Origin of the sequence: Bacillus sp. BS98, assembly GCF_008432245.1 — a bacterium.
GTDB lineage: Bacteria > Bacillota > Bacilli > Bacillales > Bacillaceae_G > Bacillus_A > Bacillus_A toyonensis.
Window position 1 is genome coordinate 3,424,010 of the sequence record NZ_CP043830.1, and the last position, 21,267, is coordinate 3,445,276.

22 protein-coding genes are annotated in these 21,267 nt (G+C 35.9%); 6 read left to right on the plus strand and 16 right to left on the minus strand.

The window, feature by feature from the left end; genetic code table 11:
- Positions 1–11 precede the first annotated feature (11 nt).
- Positions 12–821, plus strand: coding sequence for a YitT family protein (locus F0362_RS17685; protein WP_000617799.1), 810 nt, complete (start codon positions 12–14; stop codon positions 819–821).
- A gap of 19 nt (positions 822–840) precedes the next feature.
- Here F0362_RS17685 and F0362_RS17690 read toward each other — a convergent pair whose 3' ends face one another.
- Positions 841–1,212 carry a VOC family protein gene (locus tag F0362_RS17690; protein WP_000834553.1) on the minus strand — a complete coding sequence of 124 codons (372 nt, stop codon included), beginning with the start codon at positions 1,210–1,212 and terminating at the stop codon, positions 841–843.
- 235 nt (positions 1,213–1,447) lie between these two features.
- Between F0362_RS17690 and F0362_RS17695 the strand changes: the two genes are divergently transcribed.
- Positions 1,448–2,980, plus strand: coding sequence for a BA3702 family sensor histidine kinase (locus F0362_RS17695; RefSeq protein WP_000087665.1), 1,533 nt, complete (start codon positions 1,448–1,450; stop codon positions 2,978–2,980).
- A gap of 53 nt (positions 2,981–3,033) precedes the next feature.
- On the opposite strand, the gene F0362_RS17700 is transcribed toward F0362_RS17695, so the two are convergent.
- The 10 genes from F0362_RS17700 to hutP form a co-directional block, all read right to left on the minus strand.
- Entirely contained in the window at positions 3,034–3,645 is a 612-nt protein-coding gene (locus tag F0362_RS17700; protein ID WP_000975464.1) for an alpha/beta hydrolase, read from the minus strand.
- A gap of 24 nt (positions 3,646–3,669) precedes the next feature.
- Positions 3,670–4,608: a ring-cleaving dioxygenase gene (locus F0362_RS17705; protein WP_000412734.1), complete on the minus strand. Its 939-nt coding sequence runs from the start codon at positions 4,606–4,608 to the stop codon at positions 3,670–3,672.
- Positions 4,609–4,985: 377 nt separating this feature from the next.
- A complete protein-coding gene (locus F0362_RS17710; RefSeq protein ID WP_000005149.1) occupies positions 4,986–6,560 on the minus strand; it encodes an FMN-binding glutamate synthase family protein in 1,575 nt (524 codons plus the stop codon).
- A 67-nt stretch (positions 6,561–6,627) separates the two neighbouring features.
- On the minus strand, positions 6,628–7,755 hold the full coding sequence (locus F0362_RS17715) for an alkene reductase (protein WP_000204426.1): 1,128 nt from the start codon (positions 7,753–7,755) through the stop codon (positions 6,628–6,630).
- A 564-nt stretch (positions 7,756–8,319) separates the two neighbouring features.
- A complete protein-coding gene (locus F0362_RS17720; protein WP_000486323.1) occupies positions 8,320–8,781 on the minus strand; it encodes a CarD family transcriptional regulator in 462 nt (153 codons plus the stop codon).
- 280 nt (positions 8,782–9,061) lie between these two features.
- Positions 9,062–10,033 (minus strand): formimidoylglutamase, encoded by a 972-nt coding sequence (gene hutG / locus F0362_RS17725; RefSeq protein WP_149889911.1) that lies wholly within the window; start codon positions 10,031–10,033, stop codon positions 9,062–9,064.
- Complete coding sequence (hutI, locus tag F0362_RS17730) at positions 10,012–11,283, minus strand: imidazolonepropionase (RefSeq protein WP_149889912.1); 1,272 nt, start codon at positions 11,281–11,283, stop codon at positions 10,012–10,014. Before hutI ends, hutG begins: the two co-directional genes overlap by 22 nt.
- Before the next feature lie 12 nt (positions 11,284–11,295).
- On the minus strand, positions 11,296–12,954 hold the full coding sequence (gene hutU, locus F0362_RS17735) for a urocanate hydratase (RefSeq protein ID WP_000416716.1): 1,659 nt from the start codon (positions 12,952–12,954) through the stop codon (positions 11,296–11,298).
- Positions 12,955–12,977: 23 nt separating this feature from the next.
- On the minus strand, positions 12,978–14,495 hold the full coding sequence (hutH, locus tag F0362_RS17740; protein WP_000631856.1) for a histidine ammonia-lyase: 1,518 nt from the start codon (positions 14,493–14,495) through the stop codon (positions 12,978–12,980).
- Positions 14,496–14,598: 103 nt separating this feature from the next.
- The gene (gene hutP, locus F0362_RS17745) at positions 14,599–15,039 is read right to left on the minus strand and encodes a histidine utilization transcription antiterminator HutP (RefSeq protein WP_000926519.1); all 441 of its coding nucleotides are present in this window, start codon (positions 15,037–15,039) and stop codon (positions 14,599–14,601) included.
- A gap of 195 nt (positions 15,040–15,234) precedes the next feature.
- Here hutP and F0362_RS17750 point away from each other — a divergent pair, with 195 nt between their 5' ends.
- A complete protein-coding gene (locus F0362_RS17750; protein WP_001129129.1) occupies positions 15,235–16,182 on the plus strand; it encodes a class I SAM-dependent methyltransferase in 948 nt (315 codons plus the stop codon).
- A 25-nt stretch (positions 16,183–16,207) separates the two neighbouring features.
- Here the strand turns inward: F0362_RS17750 and F0362_RS17755 are convergent, their stop codons facing one another.
- Together F0362_RS17755 and F0362_RS17760 are read right to left on the minus strand one after the other, a co-directional pair.
- Entirely contained in the window at positions 16,208–16,768 is a 561-nt protein-coding gene (locus F0362_RS17755) for a DJ-1/PfpI family protein (RefSeq protein WP_000725025.1), read from the minus strand.
- Positions 16,765–17,352, minus strand: a complete 588-nt coding sequence (locus tag F0362_RS17760; RefSeq protein ID WP_002093451.1) for an AAA family ATPase — start codon at positions 17,350–17,352, stop codon at positions 16,765–16,767. The genes F0362_RS17755 and F0362_RS17760 overlap by 4 nt, the downstream gene beginning before the upstream one ends.
- A gap of 245 nt (positions 17,353–17,597) precedes the next feature.
- Between F0362_RS17760 and F0362_RS17770 the strand changes: the two genes are divergently transcribed.
- Together F0362_RS17770 and F0362_RS17775 are read left to right on the plus strand one after the other, a co-directional pair.
- Positions 17,598–17,894: a hypothetical protein gene (locus tag F0362_RS17770; RefSeq protein ID WP_000262403.1), complete on the plus strand. Its 297-nt coding sequence runs from the start codon at positions 17,598–17,600 to the stop codon at positions 17,892–17,894.
- Between the two features lie 106 nt (positions 17,895–18,000).
- Positions 18,001–18,432, plus strand: a complete 432-nt coding sequence (locus tag F0362_RS17775; RefSeq protein ID WP_000889376.1) for a DUF2621 domain-containing protein — start codon at positions 18,001–18,003, stop codon at positions 18,430–18,432.
- A gap of 70 nt (positions 18,433–18,502) precedes the next feature.
- Here F0362_RS17775 and F0362_RS17780 read toward each other — a convergent pair whose 3' ends face one another.
- The 3 genes from F0362_RS17780 to F0362_RS31445 form a co-directional block, all read right to left on the minus strand.
- Complete coding sequence (locus F0362_RS17780; protein WP_001028440.1) at positions 18,503–19,009, minus strand: CcdC family protein; 507 nt, start codon at positions 19,007–19,009, stop codon at positions 18,503–18,505.
- Positions 19,010–19,099: 90 nt separating this feature from the next.
- The gene (ccdA, locus tag F0362_RS17785) at positions 19,100–19,807 is read right to left on the minus strand and encodes a cytochrome c-type biogenesis protein CcdA (RefSeq protein ID WP_001152675.1); all 708 of its coding nucleotides are present in this window, start codon (positions 19,805–19,807) and stop codon (positions 19,100–19,102) included.
- A gap of 16 nt (positions 19,808–19,823) precedes the next feature.
- Positions 19,824–19,973 carry a peptidase T gene (locus F0362_RS31445; RefSeq protein ID WP_073990665.1) on the minus strand — a complete coding sequence of 50 codons (150 nt, stop codon included), beginning with the start codon at positions 19,971–19,973 and terminating at the stop codon, positions 19,824–19,826.
- A 317-nt stretch (positions 19,974–20,290) separates the two neighbouring features.
- Here F0362_RS31445 and F0362_RS17795 point away from each other — a divergent pair, with 317 nt between their 5' ends.
- A complete protein-coding gene (locus tag F0362_RS17795) occupies positions 20,291–21,199 on the plus strand; it encodes an EamA family transporter (RefSeq protein ID WP_000947022.1) in 909 nt (302 codons plus the stop codon).
- Positions 21,200–21,267 lie beyond the last annotated feature (68 nt).

The following is a 21,267-nucleotide window of genomic DNA, read 5'->3' on the forward strand; positions in this document are numbered from 1 at the left end:
ACGGGAAAAAGATGATCAGATTTCTCGGTGTTATTATTGGTTCTTTTATTATTGCGATTGCCTTTAATCTTTTCCTTATCCCCCACAAAATTTTAAGTAGTGGAATTGGCGGAATTGCTATTATTTTAGGGATTGTAACTCCTGTAAACACAGGTATTATTAACTTCGTATTAAACTTACCTATCCTTATTTTAGGATACATAGGTCTTGGAAAAAAAGTAATTTTTAACACAGTTATCTCTGTAATTGTATTATCTGTTGCATTATACTACGTTCCAGTAAAAATCGTAGCAACAGATCCACTTTTATCATCTATCTTCGGAGGTGTTATTGCCGGAGCTGGTATTGGTCTTGTTTTTAATTGTAATGGATCCACTGGTGGATTTGATATTATCGGTATGTTGTTATCTCGTAAGCGTGACATTAAACTTGGTGGATTCCTTATTGTTTTAAATGCAGTCGTTGTAGTAATTGCAGGATTCTTCTTCACTTGGGATGTTGCACTTACAAGTTTACTTTCAATTTATGTAACTGGTAAAGTAATTGATGCTGTTCATACGAAACATCGTAAAGTTACACTTATGATTGTAACAAATGAAGCGGAAAAAATGAAAAAACAGCTTCTTTCAACTGTTGTACGTGGTATTACATTACTTGATGGAGAAGGTGCTTATTCAAGCGAGAAAAAACGTGTACTTATGACAGTCGTTTCTCGTGAAGAATTAGCAAGTATGAAACTAACAATTTCTGAAATTGATCCGCATGCGTTCGTTAATATTACAGAAACTGTAGAAGTATTAGGGCTTTTCAGAAGAGGTTAAAGACTAGGTGGGAAGCCACCTAGTCTTTATTTTGCATAAATTCAATTCTATTTCCAAATGGATCAGACACATAAAATCTAATCACATCTGGCCGGGCATGATCATCAATCACTTCAATCCCTTGTTCTATAAGCATTTGCTTAAATTCATTAATTTGAGTCACATAAAAAGCTGGATGTGCCTTTTTAGCTGGTGTAAAATTCTGTTCCACACCAATATGGATTTCTTGATTCCCACACTTAAACCAACATCCACCTCGTTTTTTTAACTCTTCTGGCTTTGGAATTTCTTCCATACCAATTTTTTTACCATAAAATGCACGTGCCTCTTCTTCACACCCTACAGGTGCAGCTACTTGTACATGATCGATTCCTTGAATAAAACTTTTCATTTTCTCTCCCCCTCTTCTATTCTAATATTATAAAGAAAACACACCCCTGTAACTTACAAAAACTTTATAAAACAATATAAGCTTCCCTTATTACCACCTTATATTCCTTTTGCAAAAAATAAAGAAAACAAATTTTTTTCTGTAACTTCCATTTTTTATAGAAATACACATTACATCTATATTATAGTTATTATTAGACAAATCTTTTAGATGCTAGTTGTACGGAGGAAATATTATGAGTCGTAAAAAATATTCATCAACTCTAAGAAAACGTCATCCGAACATTTCTGGACGTTTGCGAAACCATATACAAGATCGTTCTTTAGCAGAAATGTACGCATCTCTGTTCGAACATAATCCTGATAGTATTATTTCATTGAATTTAGAGGGAACTATTCTACATATCAATCCTTCTGCAGAAAGAATACTAGGCTACACTTCTTTAGAATTAGAACGGAAAAACATTATCTCTATTTTAGAAGCTCATATTTCTGAGCAAGTATTACAGTATATAAAGAATACCGAAGCAGACAATCAGCAAGAGTATATCCTATCTATTTATCATAAAGAGGGCTATTTATTAGACGTCGTAACAAAACTAGTTCCTATTTTTGTCCAACATCGTCTAACAGGTGTCTATGCGATTATGAAACCTCTTGAAAAATCAGAAAGAATCGAAAAAATGTTACAAGAAAGCGAGAAAAGATTACGTACATTAATGAATGCAATGCCTGCGTTTGTTATATTTAAAGATCATGAAGGTCGCTGGCTTGAAGCAAATGACTATGCACTTTCCTGCTTTAATTTCCATCATGTACCTTATCACGGGAAAAAGGACAGTGAACTCATTCAATATAATGCAGCGTACCGAGAAGCTTTTTTACACTGTGAAGAAGTAGATGAACTAGCATGGCAACAAAGACAAATTCTTCACGGGGAGGAATTTATTATACACAGAGATGATTTCGACCTCATCTTAAGTATATCAAAAGTCCCTCTTTATCATCCTGACGGTTCCCGTAAAGGCCTTATCGTGATGGGAAGGGACGTTACCGAGCTAAAAGAGACTGAAAAATTATTACGGAAATCAGAAAAGCTCGCCGTAGTTGGACAACTGACAGCTGGAATTGCCCATGAAATTCGAAATCCACTCACTTCTCTAAAAGGTTTTTTAACATTGCTACTTCCTGAAATAAATGAGGAGAATAAATGGTATGTAGATGTTATGCTAAGTGAAATATCACAAATGGAATCCATTACGAGTCAATTTATGGCGATGTCTAAACCTCAAGTTTTATCCGTTCAAACTTACAACATACAAACTTTAATTGAAGAGGTAGTCACATTTCTTTTACCGACTGCCATCATGCATAGCGTCCATATTATTATGGATCATTTTAACCATAAACATGACATTCAATGCGACGGTAATCAATTAAAACAAGTTTTTATTAACATATTAAAAAACGCAATAGAAGCGATGCCAAATGGCGGTAATATTTTCATTCAAATCAAATCGTTAGACAATAATTTCATCGTAATTCGTATAATTGACGAAGGCTGTGGCATTCCAGAAGATCGTATATCACGTTTAGGTGAACCGTTTTATAGTTTAAAAGAAAAAGGTACCGGCCTAGGACTCATGATGTGTTACAAAATAATTGAAGAGCACCATGGTAAATTACACATTTCAAGTGAACTAAACAAAGGTACCATCGTTGATATTCAATTACCACTTTCTTCATCCCATCTTGCAATCCAGTCTTAAATAAAAAAGAAGCATCTGCTAACGATTAGCAAATGCTTCTTTTTTATTTCCTTCTATAATACTGTATTGTCATACCATTCTTTTGCTTTTTCTACTTCACCCATTGTTAATTGATGCCCTCTATTTTCCCAATGCATTGTTACATTAGCGTTTGCATTTTCTAATAACGTCTTCAATTCTTCTGACTCAGAAGGCGCACAAATTGGATCATTTGTCCCAGCTGCGATAAATACCGCTGTTTCTGCTAAATTAGGCAATTGGATTCCTCTTCTAGGCACCATTGGATGATGAAGAACAGCAGCTTTTAACGCATCTTCATAATGGAATAATAAGCTCGCTGCAATGTTCGCTCCATTTGAATAACCGATAGCTATAATGTTATTTCTATCAAATTCATATGTTTTTGCCGCTTCGTTTAAAAATTCATTTAACTCCTTCGTACGGAAAATTAAATCTTCTTCATCAAAAATACCTTCTGCTAATCTACGGAAGAAACGTGGCATCCCATTCTCTAATACATTTCCACGAACACTTAATACCGAAGCTCCCGGATCAATTATTTCTGCAAGTGGTAATAAATCTAGTTCATTACCGCCCGTACCATGAAGTAATAACAACACTGGTTTTGAAGTATCTTTTCCTTTTTGAAAAACATGTTTCATCATAATCCTTTTCCCCTTTCAATTACTTTAATCTAAATTTCTCACTTCAAATGGTAAAAGTGTTTGTTCAATCTGTTTTCTATTTGGTTCATATCGCTCCGGTAACTTTAATTCCTCACCCATCGTCTCTAACGATTCGTCATGAGCAAAACCAGGAGGATCTGTTGCAATTTCAAATAAAATTTCACCGTGTTCTCTAAAATAAATTGCATTAAAATAATTTCGATCTTGTACAGGAGTTACACCGTACCCAAAGCGAGATACATGTTCTCTCCAATCTAGTTGATCAGCATCGTCGCTCGCTCTCCAAGCAATATGATGAACTGTACCAACGCCCATCTGACCGCGTCCAATTGTTGATAATTTTAAATCAATAATATTTCCAATATCAGCAGAAGAACGGAATCGGACAAATTCACCCTCTTCTCCAATTTTCTCAAGACCCATAACGTGTTCTAACAATTCAGCTGTTTTTTGAGGTTGTGCAGATAAAAGAACAGCACCGCCAAATCCTTTAATTGCTACTTCTGGCGTAACTTCTCCAAAAGTCCAATTATTTAATTCGCCTTCTTCTCTTTCAACTAATTCTATATGCAAACCATGTGGATCATCAAATTCTAAATATTGCTCCCCAAATCGAGTCATCTTTGTATATGAAACATCAAACTTTTCTAGTCTACTTTCCCAAAACTCCATTGCACCTTTTGGTACGACATATGAAGTAATGCCTACTTGACCGTCTCCAATAATTCCTTGGCGAGCACCTGCCCATGGGAAAAACGTAATAATTGTTCCAGGTTTTCCTCCTTCATTACCAAAATAAAGATGGTATGTACCTGGATCATCAAAATTCACTGTTTGTTTCACTAAACGTAATCCTAATACACCAGCATAAAAGTCTACATTTTCTTGTGGGTGCCCTACAATTGCTGTAATATGATGAATCCCCATTGTTTTCTTTTCCATTTCTGCCACTCCTTTTTTATTTCATTATAAAAATTTGTTTTACATTCAAATTCATTATTCATTTTGTCGATACTGCAAAGTAAAATCCGCTATTATAATTTTATCTCGAATCCGAGATAAACACTTTAAAATTACACATTAACATTCGATTCACTGGAATTATCTCGAATTCGAGATAATTCACAAAAATATATTTGTTCGATTTATAATCATAATAAGTCTTTATTTAGAATACGATTTATCTCGAACTCAAGATTTATTATAAGTTACTTATTTTTCATTGTCAATCTGTTCCTTATTTAAATTATTGTTCTCTTGATTAACTTTATTATCGAATAAAAAAGTCATACAAATGTATGACTTTTAACACATATATTTTATCTCCTATTTACTATAGGGAACAATTCTGACAGCGGTACAATTCCTCCTCTTTCATCCTTAAATATAATATGCTCCCTCGTTAAATGGCGCGGGCTTTTCACCCCCGCTGCTGCCGCTAATGAAAACAGACTATATCTCATACTAATAATGTAATTCATCACTCGCCATTTCTTCTCATACGGATCTAACGCTTTTTGGTAGTGCGGATTCGTCGTTGCAACCCCAGATGGACACTGTCCGGAATTACATTGAAGCGCCATAATACAGCCGCTCGCCATCATAAATCCGCGGGCTGAATTTACAGCATCCGCTCCAATTGCTAAAGCAATTGCCACCTTATCCGGTGTTATTAACTTCCCAGAAGCAAACACTTTGAATTTATCACGGACACTATAATGATTCGCTGTATCAATAAATGTAAGTAATGCTGGAATAAGCGGCAGTCCCATACTATCTGCCATCGATTTATACGTTGCCCCTGATCCGCCTTCTGAACCGTCTATTGTAATAAAATCTGGATAAATGTTTAATTCTTTCATTGTTTTTATTAAATCTTCCAAAGGCTCCTGCTGACCAATTACAATTTTCATCCCGACTGGTTTACCACCACTTTCTTGCAACTGCTGAATAAAAGAAAGTGTATCCACTGCATTATTTAAAAATGAAAATCGATTCGGCGAATTAATTGTCTCTCCTTCTCGTACATTCCGAACAGAGGCAATTTTCTCATTTACTTTTTGTCCCTCTAGATGACCACCACGTATTTTCGCACCTTGCCCAAATTTTAATTCGAATGCCTTGATATTACTTTCTTTCGCTTTCTCCATAAATTTCTCCATTGAAAAATTGCCATTCTCATCACGGTATCCAAATAATCCAGGGCCAATTTGTGCAACGATATTCGCACCTGTATGTAAATGTTCTGGAATTACGCCACCTTCTCCAGTATTAATCCACGATCCGCCTGCCATTTTCGCACCAAAACCGCTCGCTAAAATATAATTCTCTCCAATCGCACCGTAAGATGTCGCTGATGCTCCAAACATTCCATGTAATTCCCATTGGTATTTGCGATTTTCACCGACTATAATTGCATCGTCATCTTCATATAACCAAAGATTTGTTGTATCCGCTGTCAATTTCTCTCTTCTTGAAAATAACCCTTCTTTATGAATCACATATTTTTTCCCCTCACGTTCTTGCCTAAGATTCACACTTAATTCATCTGTTAAAATTGGAAACAATGTATTCGCAATATAATAGCCCGATGCATCAAAATCTCGTTTCGATCCAAAACCAAGTATTTCAGAACGATATTTCGCTAAAAACATAACACTTTGAAAATCGTAACGTGAAAAAGGTTTTCCATCCGTATCATGATCAAACCAATATTGCCGAAATTCCGGCCCTATTTTTTCAAGTAAATAGCGCATTCTCCCTAAGTATGGATGAAGTTTTAATATAGAGTGATGCGTTCTTTTTTTTATAAAAAATGTAATAATAAAAAATACGATTAAAAGCAACATCAAAAAAAGCAATATACTAATAATAACGAGTAGCGTTTCACTCATCCCGCTTCCCCCTATGAAATTCCATAATAAAAGGAGAACACTTTATATGTTCTCCTTTTATCTTTATTCACACTAATGTAGCAAGATGCTCTTTCGCGTCATATTCAACTAAACTTTCAGCATGTTTAATTCGATGAACAAAATCTGGATTAGCGATCAATGGTCTTCCGAATGCCGCTACATCAATCGTTCCTTCTTGCAACGCTTCTTCAGCCTCTTTCGGATTTAAATTACCAACCCCAACAATCGTGCCATCCCAATATTTTCTTACTAATTGATGAAAATTTTTGCCATCAGCAATCACTTGCGTATAATTCATCGTTGAAGGGTGAATCATCGTTAATCCAACTTCTTTGAACATATTTACAAACGTTTCAATTGCAAGTTCTGGATTTCCCCACATATAAGTAGGATTATCACCTTTGAAAGCAGAGAAGCGCAGAAGTGTTTTATCAGCTCCAACTGCTTCTATTACAGCCTCAGTTACTTCTTTCATAAATGTTAACCTTTGCTTTAAATCACCGCCATATTTATCTGTTCGCTTATTCGCAAATTCATAAGTAAATTGATCTATTAAATATCCGTGCGCACCGTGAATCTCTACACCATCGAATCCTGCTTCAATCGCATTTTTCGCTGCTTGTGCGTATTGACCAATAACCTCTTTTATTTCTTCTATTGTCATTGCTTCTGGTGTATCAAACGTTTTACGGAAACGCGGAACATTTCCCTCTGCAGCGATTGCTGACGGTGCTTGTGGTAATTGACCGCCAATTATTTCGTGATGGCTCATACGTCCAACATGCCATATTTGAGCAATAATAGTCCCGCCTTCTTTATGTACTGCTTCCGTAACAGGTTTCCAAGAATCTATTTGTGCTTGTGTATACATACCTGGTACCCCTGGGTTCCCTTTTGCTCTTGGGCTAATGACAATTCCTTCTGTAATAATTAACCCAATGCTATCAGCAGCACGCTTGCGATAATACTCAACTACGTCAGCACCAACTACACCCGTTTCACTGTCTGCAAAGCATCTCGTCATCGGTGCCATCGCTATGCGATTACGAAGAGACCAAGACCCAATTTGTATCGGATTAAATAACTTCGTTTCTTCAACGTTTTCAAAAGTTCCACCAGCGTTTATATTCGTTCCTTCATAAATACTTGCGGTTTTATTATTTGAACTTGTCATTTTTCTTCCCCCTAAAAAATTCTTACTATAATTGCATCATACTTACTTTTAAATAGTAGCGTCAATTTATACGACTTTGCCATGAAACATTCGAATATCAAAAAAATAGAATGCTCTAAATAAAATTAAAAAGGTTTCCTTAGTAGGAAACCTTTTTAGTTGACCATATATGGCTATCAATTCGTCTATCTCCTTAACATAAAGAATCCCTTATCAATAGAAGTGAAAATGGTTCTGTATTCTTCTAAAAATAATAACTCATATACCTAAAACAATGAAAGCCCTACCTCTCTTTCATCCTTACGGCTCCTCGTCCGTGCCAGTGTGAATCAGGATTGCAAAAATCAAGTAACTATTTTATCGAAGTATTGAATTAAACTTCGAACATTCGTAAAAGAAATTTAAAATAAAAATGGATTTGATTGTAGTAATAACAAAAGAGGTTAATGCTTTAAAAGTGGTTTGAAAGAGTTGAATGTCTTTGAAATGATTAATTGCCTATAATTATGTTCCCAAAAAATTCAAGACCTTTTTTGGGATGCAATACATTATTTGTAATGAACCTTAACAAAAGCTTTTTATTTGATTTTCTGTGATACCTTCAATTAATCCAAGTTCACTAATCAAAAATTCATGTGCGTTATCTAACATTTTCTTTTCGCTTGCATTAAGTGCTTTTTCTTTTTGTATACGCATTAAATCACGCACAACTTCAGCACCTTCTTGCATTTTACCCGTTTTTATTTTATCAGTGTTCACTTTATACCTTTGTTTCCACGTAAGTAATCTATCTGATTCCCCATGCTGAAAAATATCTATTATGTGTATTAATGCCGTGATATCCGTAACTGGTCGTATATTTGAATTCAATATTTTCCCTTCAGGAATCATTATTTCCATATTATTAGCCGACATTTTTATAACATAATATTGTTGTTTTTTTCCTGCGATTTCTTTCTCTTCTATGGCTTTAATTATACCTGCTCCCTGCATTGGATACACAATGTTATCCCCAATTTGAAACAAATAATCCACCTCCATATATGGTAACCTTCTCAAGCTTAACATATATTCATTTTTTTAGCAAAATTTTTATTTTATCATAAAATTATTTCCCGTGTCAATTCATTCAAAACAATTTAATTAATCCACAAAATAACACTACAAAACCGCAATTCCTCCAACTTTTTCATAAGCACCCATTTTAATTTTACAAACCTCTTACAATACAAAAACACATTACTACAATATAAGTAGTAATGTGTTTTTATAAGACATAGCTAAAGATTCATTTTTAATTTCCAACCTATATACTAACTTGCTTACGAATCGTTTCTCGCGCTAAAAGAAAACTCATAATTACTTGCGCAGCTACTCTGCTCGTCATATCCCTGAAATCAAGAGTTGGATCAATTTCTACTATATCCATCCCTTGCACGAGGGGTTCTTTGCCAATAAATTCAATCGCATCAAGTAAAGTTGAGCTATCCATTCCTCCAGGGCCAATTGCTGGACAACCTGGCGCGAATGCTTGATCTAGTACATCCATATCAAGAGAAATGTAAATAGAAGTCACACCTTGTTTTCTTAATACTTCAATGCTTTCTGTCATAATATCTTTTATTTCTCGCTCTCGTACATCTTTCATTGTATACACTGTCACACCGTGCTCTTTTGCATATTCATGGTACGCACGTGCATTAGAAAAATTACGAATTCCAATTTGAACGAGTTGTTTTCCTGTAATGACACCATTTTCTAGTAAACTACGGAACGGTGTACCATTTGATGGACCACCATCATCTAAATTGCGCAAATCATGATGAGCATCAAATTGAATAATACCGATCTTTCCTTTACTATTTGCAAATCCTGTTATACTCGGAAAACTAATCGAATGGTCCCCACCAAGAACGATTGGTATCATGTTTGGATTTACTTTCGTTAGATGCCCAACCGTTTTCGCAATTCGGTCATGACTTTCTTTTATATTTGTCACATGCATCGTAATATCACCGCAATCATATAAAACACTTTCTTTCATATCGTGTTCTTCTGTAATTGCATACGTGCTATATGCATCTAACATCGCACGAATTGTTTTTGGAGCAAAACTTGCTCCTGAATGACTAATAGATGGTTTAGAAAGGGGTGCTCCAATTAAGGCAGCACCGAATATTTCCACGCCTTCCTCCCAATCTTTAATCATCTCACTCCATTTCGTCACTTCACGATCAATAAACTTTGCATTTTTCTTTAAATAGTGGCCGTGCCCCACGATTGTTCACCTCTTGTATATGCGATATTACCATTCTTCCATACTGTATTCACATGACTTACGCCGTAATGATACGGTACGTAAGCAAAATTGTAAGCATCCCATAAAACTAAATCTGCCTTGCGACCAACTCTAATTTTCCCAGCTACATCACCTCGATTAATAGCATACGAAGAGTTAACTGTTACCGCGTTCCAAACTTCTTCTGGTGTCATTTTCAGTTTGAGCATTGCGATGCTCATAATAAGCTGAATGTTTTCAGTTGGACAGCTGCCTGGATTAAAGTCTGTAGCTAACGCAACTGCAACACCTTCATCAATCATTTTACGACCGCGAGCAAAGCTTTCTTTATTTAAATAGAAAGTTGTTCCTGGTAATAGCGTTGCTACTGTATTAGAGTTTGCAAGCATTTCAATTCCTTTATCAGAAGCGCCAACTAAATGGTCCGCTGATGCTGCACCAATTTCAGCTGATGCTTCCGCACCACCAAGAGGGTCGATTTCATCTGCATGAATTTTCACGTCAAAGCCAAGTTCTTTCGCTTTTAATAAAAACTCTTTTGATTCTTCTACAGAGAACACACCTGTTTCGCAGAAAATATCAACGAATTCCGCTAATTGCTTCTCTTTCATTTCTGGCAGTAGGCCTAGCATCCATTGTAAAAATTCTTTTGATCTTCCTTTATACTCTTTCGGAACTGCATGGGCACCTAAAAATGTTGAAACTAAATCGATTGGATGCTCTTTTTGTAATTGTGCAGTTGCCTCTAATTGTTTCCATTCCGTCTCATCATCTAATCCGTAACCACTCTTCGCTTCTACAGTTGTCACACCGAAAGATAGCATACGGTCTAAATGGAATTTCGCTTTTTGAACAAGTTCTTCTTTCGATGCTTGTTTCGTTGCATTTACAGTCGAAAGAATGCCTCCACCTTGTTCTAAAATTTCTAAGTACGGAACTCCTTGTAATTTTAGCGCGATTTCATTTTCACGAGATCCACCAAATACAAGATGAGTATGCGGGTCAACAAGACCAGGAGAAACCATTTTACCGCCGCAATCAATAACTTCTTTCGCTTGTATTCCTTTTGCTTCTTCCGCTGTTCCAACGAAAGTGATTACGCCATTTTCAATTCCAACCACACCGTTTTCAATAACAGGAAGCGTGTTCATCGCTTCCCGTCTTAACAAGCCATCTTCTTGATCCATTGTTAGTAATTGACCGATATTTATTAGTAAAGTGTCCAGCATGTTTTCTCCTCCTTATTTCATCATTGGAATGTTAACGCCTTTTTCTTTCGCTGTTTCAACAGCTAAGTCATATCCAGCATCTACGTGACGAACAACACCCATTCCAGGGTCAGAAGTTAATACGCGCTCAATACGTTTTGCTGCCGCCTCTGTTCCATCTGCAACGATAACCATTCCAGCGTGAAGTGAATACCCCATGCCAACGCCACCACCGTGGTGAACAGATACCCAGCTTGCACCGTTTACACTGTTAATTAATGCATTTAAAATTGGCCAATCTGCTACTGCATCACTACCGTCTTTCATCGATTCCGTTTCACGGTTTGGAGATGCTACTGATCCGCAATCTAAATGGTCACGGCCGATAACGATCGGTGCTGATAATTCACCATTCGCCACCATTTCATTAATAATGCGGCCAAACTTCGCACGCTCACCGTAACCTAACCAACAAATACGTGATGGAAGACCTTGGAACTCAACTTGCTGACGAGCCATACGAATCCAGTTACATAAATGTTCATTATCAGCGAACTCACGTAAAATTACTTCGTCTGTTTTATAAATATCTTCTGGATCACCAGAAAGTGCTACCCAGCGGAATGGTCCTTTTCCTTCACAGAATAATGGACGAATAAATGCTGGAACGAATCCCGGGAAATCAAAAGCATTTTTCAAACCTTCATCGAAAGCAACTTGGCGAATGTTATTTCCATAATCAAATGTAATTGCGCCTTTTTCTTGCATCGCAAGCATTGCTTCCACATGTTTTGTCATGCTTTCTTTTGATAATTGTACGTAACGTTCTGGATCTTCTTCACGAAGTTTCGCTGCTTCTTCTAATGTGTAACCTACTGGAATATAACCGTTTAATGGATCATGAGCAGATGTTTGATCCGTAACTAAATCTGGCGTAATATTACGCTTCACTAGTTCTGGTAAAATTTCTGCCGCATTTCCTAATAAACCAATAGAAATCGGTTCTTTCTTCTCTTTATACTCGTTCGCAACAGTTAACGCTTCTTCTAATGATTCTGTATACATATCACAGTATCTCTTTTCAATACGACGATCAATGCTGCGCTTATCAACATCAATAGCAATGACAACACCGCCGTTCATCGTTACAGCAAGAGGCTGTGCACCACCCATCCCACCTAAACCAGCAGTAAGTGTTAATGTACCTTTTAATGAACCACCGAAATGTTGACGAGCCGCTTCACCAAACGTTTCATATGTTCCTTGTAAAATCCCTTGAGTTCCAATGTAAATCCAACTACCCGCTGTCATTTGTCCGTACATCATAAGACCTTTTTTCTCTAATTCACGGAAGTGATCCCAGTTCGCCCATTTTGGTACTAAGTTTGAGTTCGCTAACAGAACGCGAGGTGCATCTTCATGTGATTTGAAGATTGCTACTGGTTTCCCTGATTGAACAAGTAACGTTTCATCGCTTTCTAACGTTTTTAATGAATCTACAATTGCCTGATAGCTTTCCCAGTTACGAGCTGCACGGCCAATTCCGCCATATACAACTAATTCTTCTGGTTTTTCAGCAACTTCAGGATCTAAATTGTTCATTAACATACGAAGTGCAGCTTCTTGAACCCACCCTTTCGTTTGTAACTCCGTACCTCTTGGCGCGCGAATTGTTTGTTTTACTTTTTCCATTTCAATCTCTCCCTTTTCTCATTTTATAGTGCTGCGTTTACATCTAATCTTTCTTTTATCAAATCATTCGTTTTTAACCAATGCGTAATATTTTCAATATCTGTTGAGAATATACGGTCATTTGTAATAGAAGGTACTTGCTGACGGCCTTGATGGTAGAAGCTCTTCGTCACTGTACTCATGTTTTCAATTCCGCGATATTCCGCTGCTTGCATCGCACAAATCATCTCAATTGAAAGAACACGTCTTACATTTTGAATAATTTGATGTGCATGGCGTGAAGCGATTGTTCCCATACTTACGTGATCTTCTTGGTTAGCTGATGACGGGATTGAATCAACACTCGCCGGATGTGCTAACGTTTTATTTTCAGAAACAAGTGACGCAGCTGCGTATTGCATAATCATTGCACCAGACTGCAGTCCTGGTTCTGGACTTAAAAATGGAGGTAAATCATTTAATTGCGGATTTACTAAACGCTCAATACGACGTTCTGAAATATTTGCAAGTTCCGCCATTCCTACTTTTAAGAAGTCCATCGCAAACGCAATCGGTTGACCATGGAAATTACCACCCGAAATTACTTTTTCTCCGCCATCAAAGATAAGCGGATTATCTGTTGCTGCATTCATTTCAATTTCTAATTTTTCTTTCACATAATTTAAAACTTGCCAAGAAGCACCGTGTACTTGCGGGATACAGCGAAGTGAATATGCATCCTGTACACGTAGTTCTCCTTGTTTTGTTGTTAACTTACTATCTTGAAGGATGTCACGAATTCTGCTCGCGACTTCCACTTGCTCTTTATAACCACGTGCTTTATGAACATTTTCATCAAATGCATCAATAATGCCTTGTAATCCTTCAATTGTCATCGAAGCAATTAATTCCGCTTGATATGCAGTTGCTTCTGCTTCTATATAAGAAAGAACTCCTTGCGCTGTCATCGCCTGTGTACCATTGATTAATGCAAGCCCTTCTTTCGCTTCAAGTTCAATCGGTTCAAGACCTTCTTCTGTAAGAGCAACCATTGCATGGACTCTTTTCCCTTTATAGAACACTTCACCTTCGCCTAATAATACGAGCGCAAGATGAGATAAAGGTGCTAAGTCTCCACTCGCACCAAGTGAACCTTGTTGCGGAACGACTGGGTGAATTTTGCGATTTACAAACTCAAGAAGCATATTTACAACAAGCGGTCTAACGCCAGATACTCCTTTAAGCATCGTGTTCGCTCGTAAAATTAACATACCGCGTGATACTTCTTCAGGGAATGGATCGCCTATCCCGCATGCATGTGACTGAATTAAATTGTGTTGAAGTGCCTTTACATCCTCCTTTTGAATAAACACATCACTAAACTTTCCAAATCCAGTTGTAATACCGTAAACAACTTTCCCGTCTTCTACGATTTTCTCAACTACTTCGCGGCACTCCGCCACCTTTTGCATACTAGTTGGGCAAGCTGTTACACCTTCCCCTTCAAGTAATAACTTCTTCATTTCTTCAACTGTCAATGTATGTCCTGTTAACGTAATCATTCTTTTTTCCTCCTTAAAAAGGCAAAAGGGGACCTTATCTTTTTAAGACAGACTTCTGTCCTAAAAAGTAAGGCCCCCTTCTAACTAATAGACTATGGGCAAATCATATGTGATTAATTCCTAAACCAATCGCCTCATGCTCAGATCCTTTTACAGGTGCACCAATCGTTCCATAAAGTGCAACAGCAACCCATTCGCCTTCTTTTTTTCCGTCGTATGGTGTACCGCGCACAATTGCAAAACGAAGTCCTACTGTACGAAGAACGTCTGCTAACTGAATTTGACCTCTCGTCACTCCGTACAAAGCTTCCATTATTGCATGATAAAGTGCATGTGTTTCTCTGTAAACATCCGTTTCAATAACTCGGTTGCTTTTAGCCGCTGTTTCCATTGCCGCTACGACCTTTTGCGAATTCATAGAACCCACTTTCCCTGTACAATATTTCCAACCTTTTGGAATAGATAATACAGGGCTTTCATTCTCATCCGCAAGTGCCAACAGCATGGCCATACGACCAATTCGATGTGTTCCTTGAAGAAGCATGTGACTCTCTCATTTCTTTTAATTATTTGAATATTTCTTAATTTAAGAATAAATGAAAACGGTTAAATCGTCAATAGTTTAAACTCATATTCAAACATTTTTTCACCTCCCCTAATTTTGTGTACACAAATTATTTACACAAAATTTCCAGGCATGCTATATTTTCACTAACAGATGAAAAGAGGCGAGTTTTCAGTGGCGAAACGAAAAGATATTCATTTTCGAATTGAAGAAAATTTACTTGAAAGGTTTGAAGCAGCACTCCATTACGAAGGCTTAAAGAAGACAGATGTATTAACACATGCGATTCAGCAATTTTGCACGAAGGTGGAATCCGAAAAAATGAATGATGTAAAACGCCAATACAGCGTCAGCAACCATTTACAAACACGTATCCATACGCATAAACGTTTCGAAGAGAAACAAGTGAATTTAGATGAAGTCGTCCTTGAACATTTACAACTTCAAGGAAAAGAAAACATATTAGAAGTTGGGTGCGCGAGTGGAAAATTCCTTTCCCTTTTACAAACTAACGGTCATAAAGGCCAATTAACCGGATTTGATCAATCGAAAGCCATGCTTTCTGAAGCCGCTAAAAAAAGTAATAGAATTGAATGGAAACAGGGTGATGCTAGTAAACTTCCATTCGAAGATAATTGTTATGACTGGATAATCGCAAGACATATGTTATACCACGTGAAAGATGTAAAAAGAACCATTCAAGACTTTTATAAAGTCATTCGTCCTGGCGGTACACTTTTAGCTACAACAAATTCTAACGTTTCATTACCTCGTATAGTTGAAATGTGTAACAAGATGTTAGCCGCATTTGATTTACCGCAAACATCAGCAGCGGTTGCTCCATTTTGTTTAGAAAATGGTAAGGAGATATTACAATCTGTTTTTCCAACTGTTGCAGAAACAGTTATTCATAATGCACTCGTTTTTCATCACGCTACTCCGATCGTAAACTATATTTCTAGCATGTTCCCATCACTGAATATACCAGACAATATGTATCTTCACGCCGAAATGAAGGAATGGCTACAAAAAGAAATAGAAAATGAATTATCACTTCATAACGGTATATGGCATGATCCGAAAACGGTAGCGATTTATCGATGTAAAAAAGAAAAAAGCTAGCAAATGCTAGCTTTTACACGTTTTCTCATAAAAGTTTCTCCATCACTACATTGCCTTTACCACAATAAAAATTTGTATTATGTTCGTCTGCTACTCCAAAATAAGAAGCAATCGCTATTCCGAATGGTACAAATGCATGCCCTTGTGCTGTAATTATATTTGAGTGCTGCACAACTTCTTTATACACGAAATTTTCTACTGGAAAACAATCGAATCTTTTATAATCTATGGTCGCTGTATAAGATCCCCCTTTCAATAAGCCTGCCTTTGCCAACGCATACGGTCCAGCACAAATTGCTGCCACTAATTTTTCTTGTTCATAAAATTGATGAATGATTGAAAAAAGAGGTTTTGCATCTTTCAACTGTACTTCTTCTCCACCTGGAATAAGTATCCCTTCATACTCATCTACACGCACTTCACTTAATTCTATATGCGGCTGCACTTGCAACCCCGTTTCACTTATAACCAATTCCTTAGTTAAACCTGCTGTAATGATTTCATATTTATTTCTCAGCAATGCCGTTGCTACCGTTATTTCAAACTCCGCAAATGTTGGGTATACGAATAATACTATTTTCTTCATAGCCCTCTCTCCTTTAGCCATCGTATAAAATATGCTTCTAATTCGTCCACTGATAATGCATTCGTGTCCACATAAGTTACAGGAAATTGTTTATACCATTCTTTTTCAGTTTCTACTAATTTAAGTTGTTCTTCAAATGTACTTCGGTTTCTTACCCTATCATTATTTTTTCTATCATATACATTCTCTTTCGAAACGTCTAAATAAAAAATTGCATCCGAACGGCATTTTCTTAGTTCACATAAATCATCTTGCAATTCTGTTTCTATATCCCACTCTTTTCCTATTAATTTCGGATAAAAAAGTGTATAGAACTCAATATCTTCTGGCCCACGATCAAAAATCACCGTTGATTCCTGGATATTTTGAAACTCTTTTATTTTTGCTCCAATGAACATTTTTTGATTTGTTATAAAACCATCTTTTGAATTCATATCTAAATTTAATTCTATTCGCTTTTCTACAATTCGATATGGATTTTCATATATAACCGATAACCCATGTTGCTCTAGCCTTTTAGCTACTGTTGTTTTCCCACTTGCCATCGGTCCTTGTAGTGAAATTACATATGCCATCCCACTCATTCCCTTTCCATATAATATATTGATAATATACATAATTTTGAAAACTATCAACAAAATATATATCATCTTGTTTCTTATTCTTATGTAACTTATAATAAAAGATAGAGATTATGACGAACGCAAAAATAATGTAAGCTTGGAAATCCAAGCTTACATTATTTTTTGCTTTCCCTTTTCTAATAAAAAGAGTATACTAAATTAGAACGTATGTTCTTAACGATTACATACAGTAAGGAGATAGAACAATGGTATACGACACAAAAGCAATTTCTTGGAATGAATCTTTAAAACAACTTCAACGCCGCTATACAAACAAACAAGTTGACCGAAAAGAATTTGAAGATATTGAACTAATGGAATTCTTCCGCGATAACGACTACATTTCTTTACCTACACATATAAGCGGCCTATCAACAGCACGTTTTACTTCTTACTCTATTTTCACAACTGAAGATAAAGATCGTAAAGTTGGCACACTTATTATTGAGTATGTTGAAGACGATAATAATAATTTATGTGTTGAACAACTATACTTTGTTTAAATGATTACGCTTGGTCAAAATGACCAAGCGTTCTTGCTTTCTATGAATCTCAATGTTTATAATATGAATAAAAGAAAATCGAAATCATTTAAGGGGGGGGATATACTTGCTCGAAGGATGGTTCAGTTGGTTCATTGTATTATGGACTGTCATTTTATTAGGACTTATGTCTATCGGTGGATACTTTATGTTCAGAAAATTTTTAAAACGATTACCAAAAGAAGATGGTATGTCCATTTTAGATTGGGAAGAACACTACATAAATAAAACGAGACATTTATGGGCTGACGAACAAAAACAATTGCTAGAAGAGCTTGTAAGTCCTGTTCCAGAACTATTTCGCGACGTTGCCAAATCCAAAATCGCTGGTAAAATTGGAGAACTTGCATTACAAGAAAATGCCTCTCAAATTACACAAGACTTAATTATTAAAGGATATATTATTGCCACACCAAAGCGTGATCATAAATTTTTAGTAAAAAAACTACAAGAAAAAGAGATTGATTATTCAAACTACAAGTCTTTACTCGCAAAATAACTTCACATTATTTTCGATAAAAAAGACAGCGCCTTTGACGCTGTCTTTTTTATTTTATACATATACAGTTTTAAGTTAGCTTCATATCTTTTTCATTATAAAAACCATCTTCTTTTTCCATTTCCTTCTGTAATTTCGTAAAGGAACGGTACATCGCAATTCTCCATGATACAATCATCGCAAACGCAAGTAAGAAGAACATGCCGCTAAGTTGTCCTAAATCAAGAGATTGACTTAAGTATGTTTTAAATACAATCCGTACTACAAGTAATCCAATTAATATAAAAACAAATGCTTTTGAACGCTTCAAGTAAATCTCTTGTCCTCTAATTTCAAATTTAGATGTTTTAATAAGAAAAATAGAGAAAATCAAACCAACACCAATTGCTTCTAACATTTCTGCTGGAGTTAATCGAAATTCAGGAAAAACATACATCAATGCTCCCGTACTCATAAAAAATGGCGGAAGTATAATTTTTTTCAATGTTGCAGGTTTCTTAGCTGCTTTTAAACGAATAAACATCGCACCGACAGCCATACAAACAGCAACGATACTTGATAAAAGAACTATGTTCATATTTTCTCATCCTTTTTTGTGGCTATATGCAAAATATACTTTCATTATATGCTTTTCCGTTAGTATTTCCAACATTTTCACAGAATAATACTAAAAACCGGTAAAACCACCAAATAAACTTGAGAAATATACGATAATTTTCGTCATCCAATTAAAGTATAAGAAGATACCCATGACAATCATAATGTATCCTCCGACTTTCATAAAGGCCATACTATTTCTTTTAATCCAAGACATTTTCGTAATAAAGAATGAAAGCACGAAAAATGGGATAGCAAATCCAAGTATGTAAGCAATCATATAAATCATTGCTGATTCTGGGTTTGTTGCTGCTAATCCAATTACGGACACTAAAATAGGTCCAGTACATGGCGTCCATCCTGCAGCAAAGGCCAATCCAATTAGAACTGATCCAAAATAGCCACTCGGACGATTTTTAAATGTAAATTTGCGATCTTGCATTAAAAACTTCGGCTTAAATACCCCAACAATAATAAGACCGAACACGATGATAAATATACCACCTAGCTGTCTAATTAAATCTTTATAATCTGTAAAGATTCCTCCAATAAAACTTGTACCAAATCCAATTGCAATAAATATAATTGAAAATCCAAGTAAGAAAAACGCTGTATGTATCATACTTCTTTTGCGAAGCATTGCATTTTCTTCTTTCAATTCAGAAACCGACATACCTGTTATGTACGATAAAAATGCCGGATAAAGCGGTAAGCAACATGGGGAAATAAATGATAAGAACCCAGCGCCAAACGCTAAAAAAATACTAATATCTTGCATAATTCCACTCCTCTCCTTACATATTGTAGCAAAAACACATAAAAATACTATGAACAATTCGTGAACTCACTTTTACAACGTGGTAATAAGAAAAACCACTCTTTCTCACAGTTTCTAATAAAACGTTTTCATTTCCTTCTATTATATAGAAAAATCTCAATTGGATTAGGAAACCCTTTAATTGTTATTAACATAACAAAGGTAACATAGTTTCTCAAATGATTAGCACGTATACGTACGTTTATATACATATTGATTTAAAAAATATTTTTTCAAATGCTGTCTTTATACAATACAAAGCTGATTTTACAATACTTTTATAATTAACAATTTCAAGATTATGCATAAATATCATACTTTTATTATTATTCTATAAAATGTCGCACTTTTCTTTTATTTGACCCTACATTTTTAATTTTGTATACTTCCCTCTAGATATATTTTCGTTACGGAACAACTTCACATAGATGGGAGGAATTTTTCATGCTTCGTTATTCTCTTTTAGTTTTATTAGGAGCGTGTAGTTATGGAATTTTAGCTATTTTTGTTAAACTTGCATATGCAGAAGGATTTTCACTTGGAGAGGTAATTGGCAGCCAATATTTGTTCGGTTGGATTATTTTGCTGGCTATTACACTTCTATTTTCTAGACACCGCGTTCCATTAAAACAAGCATTAATTTTATTCGTTGCAGGAACATCTGCAAGTTTTACTGGAATTTTTTATTATGCTTCATTAAAAACTGTACCAGCTTCTATCGCAATTATTCTTTTGTTCCAATTCGTTTGGGTCGGTATTATTATTGAAGCTATTGTAACAAAAACATTACCTTCAAGGGAAAAAGTTATTTCGGTTATTTTCTTACTTGTAGGTACATTTTTATCAAGTGGTTTACTGGAAAAATCGGCAGGTACTTTCGATACAACAGGAATCATTTTAGGGCTATTATCTGCTATTACATTTGCAACATACATTTTTGTGAGCGGAAAAGTTGCTGTTGAAGTACCTTCATTACCACGTGGTGTCCTGTTAATGGCTGGCGCTTTAACTTTAGTTATGATCGTATTCCCACCAACATTTATTATGAACGGTGCCATTTCTCAAGGACTTTGGAAATACGGCTTAGGATTAGGAATATTTAGTATCGTTATTCCGTCTATTGCCTTTACAATTGGTATTCCAAAAATCGGTTCTGGCTTAGCGACTATTCTTGGTGCAGCAGAGCTACCAGTTACAACAATTATGTCTGTATTCGTTTTAAAAGAAGCTGTACTATCTTCACAGTGGATAGGTGTATCACTTATTTTAATCGGTATTGCAATTCCGCAAATTGCATATGCAAGGCGTGGACGTTATCAAAAACATCATACACATAAAAAAGTGGCAGCATAAAGTAAAACTTTAATCAGTGGGGATTTTGTTCATCCCCACTGATTATTAGCTCACACCACTCGGGCATT

Excerpts from the sequence above, each read along its gene's own strand:
- F0362_RS17715 (WP_000204426.1), bottom strand. The coding sequence starts at position 7,755 with ATGACAAGTTCAAATAATAAAACCGCAAGTATTTATGAAGGAACGAAT.
- F0362_RS17770 (WP_000262403.1), top strand. The coding sequence starts at position 17,598 with ATGGTATACGACACAAAAGCAATTTCTTGGAATGAATCTTTAAAACAA.
- hutH (WP_000631856.1), bottom strand. The coding sequence starts at position 14,495 with ATGATTACGTTAACAGGACATACATTGACAGTTGAAGAAATGAAGAAG.
- F0362_RS17695 (WP_000087665.1), top strand. The coding sequence starts at position 1,448 with ATGAGTCGTAAAAAATATTCATCAACTCTAAGAAAACGTCATCCGAAC.
- hutP (WP_000926519.1), bottom strand. The coding sequence starts at position 15,039 with ATGCTTCTTCAAGGAACACATCGAATTGGTCGTATGGCCATGCTGTTG.
- F0362_RS17690 (WP_000834553.1), bottom strand. The coding sequence starts at position 1,212 with ATGAAAAGTTTTATTCAAGGAATCGATCATGTACAAGTAGCTGCACCT.
- hutI (WP_149889912.1), bottom strand. The coding sequence starts at position 11,283 with ATGCTGGACACTTTACTAATAAATATCGGTCAATTACTAACAATGGAT.
- F0362_RS17780 (WP_001028440.1), bottom strand. The coding sequence starts at position 19,009 with ATGAACATAGTTCTTTTATCAAGTATCGTTGCTGTTTGTATGGCTGTC.
- F0362_RS17755 (WP_000725025.1), bottom strand. The coding sequence starts at position 16,768 with ATGAAGAAAATAGTATTATTCGTATACCCAACATTTGCGGAGTTTGAA.
- F0362_RS17700 (WP_000975464.1), bottom strand. The coding sequence starts at position 3,645 with ATGATGAAACATGTTTTTCAAAAAGGAAAAGATACTTCAAAACCAGTG.
- F0362_RS17795 (WP_000947022.1), top strand. The coding sequence starts at position 20,291 with ATGCTTCGTTATTCTCTTTTAGTTTTATTAGGAGCGTGTAGTTATGGA.
- F0362_RS17760 (WP_002093451.1), bottom strand. The coding sequence starts at position 17,352 with ATGAGTGGGATGGCATATGTAATTTCACTACAAGGACCGATGGCAAGT.
- ccdA (WP_001152675.1), bottom strand. The coding sequence starts at position 19,807 with ATGCAAGATATTAGTATTTTTTTAGCGTTTGGCGCTGGGTTCTTATCA.
- hutU (WP_000416716.1), bottom strand. The coding sequence starts at position 12,954 with ATGGAAAAAGTAAAACAAACAATTCGCGCGCCAAGAGGTACGGAGTTA.
- F0362_RS17705 (WP_000412734.1), bottom strand. The coding sequence starts at position 4,608 with ATGGAAAAGAAAACAATGGGGATTCATCATATTACAGCAATTGTAGGG.
- F0362_RS17685 (WP_000617799.1), top strand. The coding sequence starts at position 12 with ATGATCAGATTTCTCGGTGTTATTATTGGTTCTTTTATTATTGCGATT.
- F0362_RS17710 (WP_000005149.1), bottom strand. The coding sequence starts at position 6,560 with ATGAGTGAAACGCTACTCGTTATTATTAGTATATTGCTTTTTTTGATG.